General features: G+C 71.1%; 5 protein-coding genes and 1 pseudogene. 3 read left to right on the top strand and 3 right to left on the bottom strand.

Features of this window, described 5'->3' with window-relative positions:
- A pseudogene (locus ACWJ6R_RS19475) lies at positions 1 to 1,552 on the bottom strand (condensation domain-containing protein); the annotation flags it as partial.
- A 331-nt stretch (positions 1,553 to 1,883) separates the two neighbouring features.
- On the opposite strand from ACWJ6R_RS19475, the gene ACWJ6R_RS19470 reads away from it, so the two are divergent.
- Both ACWJ6R_RS19470 and ACWJ6R_RS19465 read left to right on the top strand, forming a co-directional pair.
- On the top strand, positions 1,884 to 3,503 hold the full coding sequence (locus ACWJ6R_RS19470) for a methyl-accepting chemotaxis protein (RefSeq protein WP_449063592.1): 1,620 nt from the start codon (positions 1,884 to 1,886) through the stop codon (positions 3,501 to 3,503).
- A gap of 139 nt (positions 3,504 to 3,642) precedes the next feature.
- Positions 3,643 to 6,156, top strand: coding sequence for a hypothetical protein (locus tag ACWJ6R_RS19465; protein ID WP_449063591.1), 2,514 nt, complete (start codon positions 3,643 to 3,645; stop codon positions 6,154 to 6,156).
- A gap of 306 nt (positions 6,157 to 6,462) precedes the next feature.
- Here ACWJ6R_RS19465 and ACWJ6R_RS19460 read toward each other — a convergent pair whose 3' ends face one another.
- Together ACWJ6R_RS19460 and ACWJ6R_RS19455 are read right to left on the bottom strand one after the other, a co-directional pair.
- Complete coding sequence (locus ACWJ6R_RS19460; protein WP_449063590.1) at positions 6,463 to 9,195, bottom strand: KGGVGR-motif variant AAA ATPase; 2,733 nt, start codon at positions 9,193 to 9,195, stop codon at positions 6,463 to 6,465.
- Complete coding sequence (locus ACWJ6R_RS19455; RefSeq protein WP_449063589.1) at positions 9,192 to 9,605, bottom strand: hypothetical protein; 414 nt, start codon at positions 9,603 to 9,605, stop codon at positions 9,192 to 9,194. Before ACWJ6R_RS19455 ends, ACWJ6R_RS19460 begins: the two co-directional genes overlap by 4 nt.
- Before the next feature lie 204 nt (positions 9,606 to 9,809).
- Here ACWJ6R_RS19455 and ACWJ6R_RS19450 point away from each other — a divergent pair, with 204 nt between their 5' ends.
- Positions 9,810 to 11,639: a DUF6571 family protein gene (locus tag ACWJ6R_RS19450; RefSeq protein ID WP_449063588.1), complete on the top strand. Its 1,830-nt coding sequence runs from the start codon at positions 9,810 to 9,812 to the stop codon at positions 11,637 to 11,639.
- Positions 11,640 to 11,644: the final 5 nt, after the last annotated feature.

The following is an 11,644-nucleotide window of genomic DNA, read 5'->3' as shown; positions in this document are numbered from 1 at the left end:
ACCAGCTCGTGCACCCGCGGCTCCGCGGCGCGCGCGGCCCCGTCCCGTACGGTCCCGTCCCGTACGGCCCCGTCCCGCCCGGTGCCCGCCGGCAGGGCCGCGGAACCGCCGGGTCCGTCGCCGGTGAGGTCGACGTCCCACACCCGGGTCTCCGGCCGCGCCGCCAGCTCGGTGAGCATCCGCACCACGTGGTCCCTCATGCGCTCGGCGGTCCCGGCGTCGAAGAGGGCGGTGGAGTAGTCGATGCTGACGTCCATGTCGGCGCCCAGGACGGCGTGCAGGGTGAGGTCGAACCGGGCGCTCGGAGACGGCGTCTCCCACTCGCGCATGGACCAGCCGGGCACGCCGTGGTCGGACCGGTCGGCCCCCTGGACGACCAGCATGACCTGGAAGACGGGGTTGTGGGCGAGGTCGCGGGGGGCGTTCACCAGCTCGACCACCTGGTCGAACGGGAACCGCTGGTGCTTGAAGGCGCCGAGGAACCCGGCGCGCGTGCGCCGGAGCAGCTCGGTGAGCGTGGGATTGCCGCGCACGTCGGCGCGCATCGCCAGGGTGTTGACGTACATGCCCACCGACCGGGCCAGCGAGGGCAGGTCGCGGTTGGCCACCGGTGTCCCGATGACCAGGTCCTCCACGTCGCACACCCGGGCCAGCGCCGCCGCGAAAGCGGTCTGCAGCACGATGTACGGCGTGCACCTCTCGCGCCGCAGCAGCGCCCGCAGGCCTGGGCCACCTCGTCGGGCAGCCGCGCGGAGCAGCGGCCGGAGTCCGTCCCCTGCGCGGCGGTGCGCGGCCGGTCGGTGGGCAGCGGCAGCAGCGGCGGGACGCCGTCGAGCCGGTCGCGCCAGTAGTCGCGGTCGGCGCGGAGGGAGTCGGGATCCTGGCCGGCCAGCCACACCGCGTAGTCGGGGAACTGCGCGATGCCGTCAGGGGAGGCCGTCTCCGGCTCGCCGGTCACGGCGGCGCGGTAGCCGGCGAACAGCTCGTCGGAGAGGACCGCCAGGGAGGGCCCGTCGGCGACGATGTGGTGCACGCTCATCAGGAGCACGTGCTCGTCCTCGGCCAGGCGGAGCAGCGTGACCCGCAGCAGCGGCGGGCGGTCGAGGTCGAACGGCGCGGTCAGGATCTCCCGGGTGCGCAGCCGCGCGAGCGACTCCCGCTCCCCGATCCCGGAGTCCGGTGCGGGGAGCGCGCTGAGGTCCTCGACGTGCAGCAGCCCGGCGAGCACGTCCTCGGACGGGTCATGGACGACCTGCCTCGGCCCGCGGTCCGTCTCCACGACGGCGGTGCGCAGCGCCTCGTGCCGCCGGACCAGCGCGCCCAGGGAGCCGCGCAGCGCCGCCAGGTCGACCGGCCCGGTGATCCGGACCCCCAGCCACAGCAGGTAGGCGGCGCCGTCGAACCCGACGCGGTCCAGGAACCACAGGCGCTGCTGCGCCGGGGTGAGCGGTACGTCGTCGGACGGGCCGCGGGGCGGGATCTCCCGGCCCGGCCCGGACACCGGCGTCGGCCGCCGCGTGTCCTCACCGGGGGGTCCAGCCTTCGGAGCCATGTCACTCGGCATATGTCTCGACTCCTCCGACGGACCGGCTCGGGGGCATGCGGCGTCTACGGGATGTTCGATCTTTGGGAGCGCTCCCAAAGCTAGCGACGGTCTCCGCCGGGCGTCAAGGAAACCGCAGCCGGGGTCCTCTCCCCCTGTGCTGCCGGGGGAACGGAGTGAGCCGACCGGTTCCGCGGACCGGCTGCAGGACCTGCGGGGCGGGGGCGCCGGTCCCGGTGGCAGGAGTTCGGATTTCTCCTTCGTTCGGGGCGGCGGGAGCCGATGAGTCGGTCACAGCCGTCTGCTGTGACCTGACTCATAAGGGAACCCCGTGGAATCCATGAACATGCACGCGGCCGTGGAAGGCCGCCGCCGGCTCTGGGGCGATCTGCCGGTCGGCGTGAAGATCGGTGTCACCGTGCTGGTCACGCTGCTCGTGTCGTCCGCCGCCACGCTCGTCACGCTGGCCCAGACCAGCGCGGTGCGCTCGGCCGGCCAGTCGATCTACACCGGCAACGTCAAGCCGATGGTGGTGGCCTCCGACCTGCGTGACGTGCTCCGCGTGCTGCGCCTGGACCAGAACCAGGTCCCCCTGCTGGAGACGGGCTCCGAGGACCTGCGGAAGATGCTCGACAAGATCGACGGTGACATCGAGAGCATCGACGGACTGCTGGAGGAGTACGGCCCGATCGCCGCCGCGCCGGAGAAGGTCGCGGACTTCCGTGAGAGCTTCGACGCCTACAGCGAGGTCGCCGAGCAGCAGATGCTGCCCGCCGCGCTCAAGGGCGATGTCGCGGCCTACATGTCGATCAAGGACACCGGGGCGGCGAACGCGCCCTGGGAGGAGTGCAAGGCCCTCCTCAAGGAGATGGTCGAGGCCGAGAAGACCGAGGCGGCGGCCACCGCCGCCGAGCTGGACGACAAGTACGACGCGGCCGTGACCCTCTCCCTGGTCTTCCTCGGGTCGGCCGTGCTGCTCGGCCTGGCGCTGGCCGTACGGGTGTCGCGGGGCATCAGCCGCCCGCTGCGCCGGTTCGCGGACGCCCTCGGCGCGGTCGCCGACGGCGACCTGACCACCGAGGTCCCGCAGACCGGAACCGGGGACGAGATCGGTGTGATGTCCGGGGTGCTGTGCCGCTCGCTGGCCGCCATGCGCGCCAGCGTCCAGGAGGTGCAGGGCCAAGCCGGCCGGTTGACCGCCGCCTCCGCGGAGCTGACCGATCTGGCGGCGCGGATCGAGTCGGGCGCCACCGTCACCGCGACGCAGTCGCAGAGCGCCGCCTCGGCGGCCGGGCAGGTCTCGGCCAGCGTCACCACCGTGGCCGGAGCCAGCGAGGAGATGAACGCCGCCATCGCCGACATCTCGCGCAGCGCCGCCAGCGCGGTCCAGATCGCGCAGCAGGCGCAGAACGTCGCCTTCCAGACCAACGCCTCCGTCGCCGCCCTGGGTACGGCGAGCAGCGAGGTGGGCGACGTCGTCAAGGTGATCAACAGCATCGCCGAGCAGACCAACCTGCTGGCGCTGAACGCGACCATCGAGGCGGCGCGGGCCGGGGAGTCCGGCAAGGGCTTCGCGGTCGTGGCGACCGAGGTCAAGGAGCTGGCCCAGGAGACCGCCAAGGCCACCGAGGAGATCAGCCGCAAGATCGCCGCGATCCAGGGCAGCAGCGCCGAGGCGGCGCAGGCGCTGTCGGAGATCACCGGGATCGTCGAGCGGATCAACGAGCATCAGACCACGGTGGCCTCGGCGGTGGAGGAGCAGACGGCGACCACGCAGGAGATCAGCCGCAGCGTCGGCCAGGCGGCCACCGGCATGGACCAGATCGCGCGCAGCGTCGCCGACGTCTCGCACGCGGCGGAGGAGTCCAACGCCGGTGCGGCGCAGGCGACCGGGGCCGCCCGGCAGCTGGCGGACCTGGCCGTCGGCCTGAACCGGTCCGTCGCGCACTTCCGGGTCTGACCCACGGCTTCCGGGTCTGGCTCGCGGCCTCCGGATCTGAGCTGCGGCACGGTGACGGTGGTGATCGACTCCGAGGGGCGTTCCCGCTAGGGTTGGGCGCTTTGTTCGGTTGATCCTTCCCACTGTCAGGGGGACACGAGTGCGCCCTCCCCGGCTCCCCCGCCTTCCTCTGCTTCCCCGGCTTCCCCGGCTCGGCCGCCGGTACCGGTTCGGGTGGCCGGCGGGGCTGATCGCGGTCGGTTACACGGCCGCGGTCGCCGTGTCGGGCGCCGTCGCGGCGGTGGGAGGCGACGGATTCCTCACCGGGGTGCTGTCCCTCGGCGCGTGGTCGGAGTCCGATCCGGCGGAGGACCTGTCGGGCTGGTCCCTGCTGCCGCTGCTCCTGGCCGGAGCGGTGCAGGGCTGGGCGCTCTGGCAGATCCTCCGCGGCCCGGTGACCGGCGATCCCCCCGGCTCCGCGGGGAAGGCCGTGCGCCGGTTGCGCCGGGTGCTCTACGCGGACCTGGCCCTGCACCTGGTCTTCCACCGGTTCACCGGGCTCTCGTCGCCGTGGTGGGCGGACATCGGCTGGAGCCTCGCGGAGCTGGCCCTCGTGCTGCTGTTCCATCGGGTGCTGTCCGGTGCGTCCCGGGGGATGAGGTTCACCGCGCTCGCGGCCGGGACGCTGTCCGCGGCGTCGTCGACCGGCGCGAGGGTGTGCGACGCCCTCGGCCTCGACGCGGTCGGGGACGTCTTCCAGCTCGGGAGCCCGGGCGGGGTGCCCTGGACGCTGTGGACGGTGCTGGTCCTGGTGATGCAGGCTCGGGACGGCCGGTGGGGCCGGACCACCGTGTGGGTCGGAGCCGCGGATCCGGCGATGTCGTTCCTCGTCATGCCGCTCGTCCTCACCCTCCGTTTCCCGTGGGAGGACTCCGGCACGGTGTTCACCGGCCTCATCCTGGTATCCCAGGTCCTCACCCCGGTCTGGCTGGCCAGGTCCGCCCACGACCTCGGCGGCCCGCACGCGAAGGCCGCGCCGGATGCGGGAGCCGTACGGGAGGCGAGGGCGGGGGCCGTACGGGAGGCGGGAGTCGCTTCGGGGGCGGGAGCCGTATCGGATGCCGGGGCCGTACCGGGCGGCGATCGGCCGGCACCGGACCGGGCCCCGCTCGGACGATGGCCGATCCCGGTCGTGGCGGTCGCGCTGCCGCTGCTGCCCGCGCTCGCCGGTCTCGCCCGCGGGGTCCCCTTCTGGCTCGGGCCGGACGGGCCGGTCGGCGGGATCCTCACCGATGCGCCGCACCCCCGGCTCGCACTGCTCTGGTTCTGCGTCGACCTCCTCGTCGGGATCGGCGGCCTCGCCCTCCTGGCCCTGACCGCGGTGGTGCGCCGGACGCGCCGCCACGTGCGGACGGCGGCGGGCGTCCTGCTCCTGGCGGCCGCGGCCGGGGTGATCACCGCGGCCACCGCCGCGCCCGGCCCCTGGACCGAGCCCGGGTACGTCGACGAGGGCGGGGGCCCGTCCTCCGGTTACGTGTCCTTCGGATCCGGGGGCCCGCAGCTCTACCCCGACTGGGTTTTCGCCTCCGGGGAGGGCGGTGCGGAGGGCTTCCCCGGCGTCCCGCCGCTCTGGCACAGCGCCGCCTGCGCCGCGTCCGCGCTGATCCTGCTGCTCCGGTACGGCCGGCGCCCGGCCCGGCGCTCGCCGTACCGGACGGCGGCGGTGTGCGCGGTCGCGGTGGCGGCGCTCTGCCTGCTCCCGTCGGCGGACCTCGCCCGCGGCCCGTTCACCACCGAGGGCGAGTGCGGACGGCTCCGGCCCGTGACCGACGGGTACGGGCGGCCTGTCGAGGCCCCTCCGCTGAGCGACGAACTGACCTTCGTGTGCGCGGTGCGCGCCGCCAGGGAGACGCTGCCGTCCTGGCAGGACCTGTCCGACCCGGAGCTGCTGGCGTACGGCCGCCGGCTCTGCGGCGTCCACACGCGGAACGACCCCGGGGAGATCGCCCGCGTCCGCGCGGTGAGCGGCGTCGACGTGCGCGAGTTCACGTACGTCATCGACGAGGTCTGCCCGTCCGCCGACGCGGTGGTCAGGGCGGAGGCGGCGGAGGAGGAGCGCGAGATGCGGGAGTGGGAGGCGGAGCGGCAGCGCATGTGCGACGAGGCGCCCCGGCACCGCCCCCTGATCAGACCGGCGTCGGCGACGGTGGTCAAGGAACGGGTGGTGACGGACTACGGGGTGCTGGAGGCGTACGAGGAGACCGCCGAGAGTGATCTCTCCGAGGACGGCCCGTCCGAGCATCCGGAGGAGAACGGGCTGGTGTCCGCGCTCCCCGGCCAGTTGCAGATCCAGATCCACCCCGACGCGCCGACCTGCCTCACGCTCGAGACCTATACGCGCCGTCCGCCCGTGGAGATCAAGGGCTGGCAGCACGTCGTCGAGGTGGGCTACCGCAGCCCCGGCGGGAGGATCGAGCTCGGCGACCCGATGAGCGGCCCCGAGTATCCGAACCTCGCCTTGCGCGGCAGGGCCGGTGACTACCGGATCCGGGTGCACTACGCCTGGCTCCCGTGGAAGGGCGAGGAGTACGCCGGCCCGCAGCGGCTGCTGATCATGGCCTACCCCGGGCGCGGGGACGACGTCGTCGTCCACCGGAAGCGCACCAGGCCCTGACCGCGGTTCCCACACGGATCGGAGGCGTCTGGTAGGTGAGGTCGCGTAGCTGTCCGGCGGACCATCGCCCGTACTCGGAAAGGATCGCGTCCACGATCTCGGAGAACCTCGTGTCGATGTCCGTTCGCGGAGCGTCCACAAGATGGACGAGGCACTCACGACAGCCGCTGAAGGGGTCGACGTCCTCCTCGATGGTGATGACGCCCGCCTCGCGGAGGTCGCGCTCGACCTCCGCGAGGCGTCGACTGTGGGGGCCGCAGTGGCGCCACCTCCATTCGACTGCTTCTGGGGCCTACGGGGAGGCCGTCAGTCGAGGTTGTTCTGCCGGCGCACCAGGTTGGCGATCGCCAGGATCTTCGGGCGGCCCGTGGCCTTGAACGAGAGGCCGTGCCGGAAGATCTCGGGAATCCAGTACTGGTCCTCCTCCCGGAAGACGACTCCGTTGTCGGCGAGGACCTCCAGCTCCTGGCTCGACAGTTCGACGGTCTCGGGGCTGAACGGAATCCTCTTCTTATCCGCGGGGAGGCCGCCGAGGCGCCTGAGCAGTTCTCCGACCTGTGGGCTCTCCTCGGTGATGGCGCGGATCTTGTCCAGGCTGCACTGCACGAGCGCTTTCCGCATCGCGGTCGGTGCGAGCAGACGGTCTGAGTTCTTGTCCTCCATGGACAAGGCGGCCGACTCCTTGAGGAAGGTCACGATGTCACGGGCCTGGATCTGCTCGTTGAAGTCGGACAGGGCGGCGAGGAACCAGCCGTCCGAGCGGGCCTCCCGGGATTTGAGGGATCCCATCTTCTCTCCCCAGAGCGGGTGGAGCGCGGCACTGAGATCCTGGCTCCGCATCGAGGCCGCCGCTCCGGACGCGCCGGGGGAGAGGGCTCCGGAACGCTGCGCGACCCACAGGGCGAGCCGCAGCGCCTCGGAGTGGTTCCACTTGAGCTCGTAGCCGCTGTACCGGGCGAAGAACTGTCCGGGGTTCTGCCGGATGGCCGACTGCACGAGATCCCGTCTGACGAAGATCACCAGCCCGAGCGGCCGCCCGCGGAGACTCCGCAGCCAGTCGAGGCAGTCGACCAGGAGGACGCGGAGCGCCTGCCGCTGGACGTCGCTGTCGAGGAGATCCTGAAGGAGGTCCTCAAGCCCGTCGAACAGGAAGATCCGCATATTCGTGGAGGCGAAGTCGGCCAGTTCCCGTTCGACGTTCTCGGGAGAGGCATCGATGCCCAGTGCCCTGGCCATGCAGGTGAGCCAGACCCGGCGCCACTGCACATTGGTCAACTGCGAACGCAGGGCATGGTCGATCAGATCGCGCAGTTCGAGCTGGGTCGCAGGCTCGGCACCTCGAGGGACGGCGGCGTTCCGCTGGATCTCACCGACCCGTTCGAGAGCGGATTCGCTGAGGTTCTTGGAGACGAGCACCGGTGCCAGAGGGGCGTTCAGGGTCACGTCCTCCACGCCGACGTCCCGCGCGTAGTCACGCCAGGTCCCCCGGAAGCACATCTGAAGCTGGGTGAAGGTCTTTCCCGAGCCCTTGGCCCCGGTGACCACGCACAGAGGCGGTTCGGTCCGGTGGAAGACGAGCATGTTCCGGAGCGACTCCGTCGGCAGGAAGTCCGTGTCGTCCGCGGTCTCGGCGTACGCCAGCCGTCCGGCGAACTCGCTCAGGACTCCGCGGAGGCGGATCACATCGCTGCCGTCCACTGCGATGCGGAGCGGCTCCGCGGCCGACCCCTGTTCGGTGAGCGCCTGCTCCTCCGGGACAGTGAGCCCCTCGACGAGTGGAGCCAGTGGCTCTGCGAGGCGCTGACGCCGTACCAGGTCCACCACCGCGTCCCAGGAGCCGGGCAGCGCCAGCAGTCGGTCCTGGAACACGCTGAAGATCGGTTCCAGCGTGACGTCACGGTCGACGGTGCGGTCCTCGCCCTCCTGGGGGTTCGGCTCAAGGGTCCCGGAGATCGCATCGCGGAGCCGGGTCGCGGCGGAGACGGCCAGTTCCCGGTGCCCGTCCTCCCGGAACTGGGTGATCACGGCCACGCTCGCCGGATCATCGGTACGGCTCGGCGCGCGGCGGCCGAGTTCCTGAATGGTCCGGAGCGTGCCGTACAGCGACTGGTCGCTGACGGTGGTGACGAAGACCCGCTGGACGCGGGGGTCGAGCAGGATGGGGGCGGCGAGTTCGCTGCTGCCCGCCCGCAGGTCGATCAGGACCGTCCGCGCGCCGAGCCGGTAGGCGAGCTCGGCGAGGGACTCGGTCAGGTAGTAGATCGACCGGTCCGGGGTCAGCAGGTCGATGGGCTCGAGCCGGGGCGGGGCGATGTCCAGGAGTGAGCGCCGGGTCGGCATGACGATCACATCGCCGATCATCTGATTCGGCAGGTAGGCCGCTCCCAACCGCACCGCGTCGTCGGGGCGGCCGTCGTCGGAGGAATGGAGCAGCGCGAGGAAGTCCTCATAGCCGAAGTCGACACGCCTGCTCTGGGCGCTGAACATCCAGGTGATGCCCGGCGCCTCCAGATCGGCATCGACCAGGAGCACCCGTTCGCCGCGCTGGGCGACGGCGTCGGCGAGTGCCACTCCGTGAAGGGTGCGTCCCACACCGCCCTTGAAGGAGTGCAGGGCGGCGATCCGCACACCGCCCGAGAACGGGAGCTCCGGACAGGGGAGCGGCTCGCCGAGACCGCGGACGATGCGGCGCTCCCGCCAGCGCGGCTCACGCCGGGGCGTCTCGGGTTCCCTTCGCCGTACCGAGATCGGCAGCAGCCTGGCGGAAGGGCGCCCGGGGACATCGTCCAGCTTGAGAACGGTCTCCCCTTCGTGGAGCGTCGTGGAACCCACCCCGAAGACCTCCCCCAGCCAGGCCACGGCCTCCTGAGGTGAGGCTTGGGGAGCGATCGTCATCTCGAGGCCGTCCCAGAAGGCGTCGCACTCCTGCAGCCAGCTCGGCCACCGGTTGTTCTCTGCGAGGGCCGCCAGGTGCGCGTCCACATCGACCCAGGTGTAGATGTGCTCGGGAACCTTGAGCTCCTGATCCGGCATGATCATGCCCTCAATTCTCGCTGACACCAGGCCAGCAGCTCACGCAACACGGCAAGAGCTTGTTCCTCGTGATCCTTTTTGAGGGTGTGACCGTACCTCCACGCCTGGTGGAGGTCTGCGAAGGCCACCTGCTCCTTCTCCTGCCTGTGGCTCGTGCAGGGCCGCATCCGGCTGCAGAGCTGCGGGGCGAGCCGTAGTTCTTTGGCGAGGCGGTGCAGGTCGTGGTTCCTGAACTGCGGCGGCAACTGAGCGGTGGATCTCAGCCCGTGACGATCGAGGAGAGCCGCCTTCAGGCCGCACTCCACGCCGTAGAAGAGAAGCAGCGCCGCCGGCGATCCCTCTTCCATGGCCTGGACGGCCTCTTTCTGGGATGTGAAGCTGGTGCGAAGCTGATTTCGGCCGACATCTACAGACACGATGCGTGACCTTACCACCACTTTAAGCTTCTTTGGTCGTCGTTCGGCGCTCCGGGAAAGCAAATCGGGAATGCGGTCAGGGGGATCATGGAACCGACGTCACCGGGAGAGACGCCGTCTGGGGGATCCGGGACACCGGGAGCATCTGGGGACTCGGGGACGGGGCCCGGGTCGGCGGAGTTCGCGGGGATCGATCCGGGTCCGATGCTGGAGTTCGTCTCCGCGCTGGAGCGGGTCCGGGACGTGATCGGTGAGCAGTCGGAGCGGATCCGGCAGCTGCTCGCGGCGGCCGGGGTGCCGACGGATGGGCTGCGGCCGATGAGGGAGATCACGGACTGGATCGACGGCGAGTTGCCGGGGCTGCGGCGGCGCCAGGAGATCGCCCGCGCGACCAACGCGCTGCCGACCTGGGGGCCCCGTCCCGCGCTGGTCGCCTTCGACGAGGGCGCCTACCGCTCCCCGGCGGACTCCCGCGAGCAGGGCACGGCCTTGGGCAAGCGCCTCGCGGACATCGGGCCGGTCGGCTTCTGGGACCACCACGCGGACTCCGACCGGTACGCCCAGGTCGTCGCGGAACTGGAGAAGAACAAGAACGACGCCGACTTCACCGCGGCCTTCTTCGCCGCGCTCGGCACGGAGGGGACGCTGAAGCTCCCGCTGCTGCTGCGGGAGGGCCTGCACACCAAGACGTTCCGGGCGCCGCTCAGCCCGCCCGATCCCGACGAGCCGGCGCTGCGCACGCTGAGCCAGGCGTTCGGCGGCGCGGTCACGGGCGGGGCGCACGTCCCGGGGTTCGCGAAGATCAGGGACGCGGTACGGCGTGCGCAGCCGGGCGAGGAACGGGCCGGCGCCGACCTGCTGCTGAGCGCGGGGGAGTTCCCGACCGAGTGGCTGGCGGGGGTGGCGGCGGCCTGGGGAGGGCTGGCGAACCCGCGCAAGGTCTCCACGGGATTGATGTACGCGCTGGGCAACAACCCGGCGGCGGCCCGGCTGGTGATCGAGAAGGCGGCCGGGCCGTACACGAAGGACCAGAAGAAGCTGAGGGAGCATCTCAAGGCGTTCAACGGCCAGGTGCTCAACGGCCCTTCGGAGGACGCCAGGGGCGACGCCTTCGGGCGGATGCTGGCCGCCGCGGCCGGGGCGTACGACGAGAAGGATGGCGCGCACAGCCGGGAGGCGGCGGCGTTCGCCTTCACGGTGATGACGACGTTCGGCGACCTCAAGGTGCCGGAGGCGGCCCGGGTGCACCTGTCGGAGCTGGCCGGGGCGTATACCACGGAGATCACCGAGGGCGCGAACATCGGCGACGGCAACATGACCGACCCCAGCGCCCTCAAGCCGACCACCTCGTCCCTGGGCCTGAAGTCGGCCTTCACCCTGAACCCGCAGGACACCTACAAGTTCTTGAAGACCTTCGCCGACACGGACGAGAACCTCAAACCGTTCGAGGAGGCGATGGGCCGGTTCTCGCAGGGGCTGATCGCCGCTGAACTGGCGAAGGTCAAAAAGAGCGGGGACATCGAGTCACTGGAGCCGGTGCTCCGGGCGCTGGGCAACGTCCGGGGCTTCGAGCTGGCCGCCGCCGAGAAGCTCCGGGGCAGCCTGGACGTGGCCGATGAGCAGAGCAAGAAGCTTCTGAACTTCACCGTCGGTACGACGTTGGGAGTAACCGGCCTGGGCGTGCCGACCATGACGGGTCAGGTGGCCTGGCTGGCGCTGAGCACTGGATTCTCCGGTATAGACGCTTTCGGGCCAGAGGCCGAGAAGCGGGTGGACAAGCTGGACAAGACCGAGTGGCACACCGCGCTCGGCCGTCAGCACACCCTCGCGCAGACACTTATGGCCGGTGGCTTCGTGCCGAAGGTAACGCCCGCCGAGTATCAGGCAGCCTGTCCGCCGGGCGTGGCCATCACCGATGAGGAAGGCAATCTCCGGCCGTTCCCCGAACTGCTCAAGCAGGGCAATAAGGGACTGGTTGCTTTTGAGAGGGAGTTTTGTGAGGGATTGTCCTCATCTGGGTTCCCTTGGAGGTGAGGGTC

The sequence above is a fragment of the Planomonospora algeriensis genome, assembly GCF_977012225.1.
This window is presented reverse-complemented; position numbering and strand designations above follow the sequence as displayed.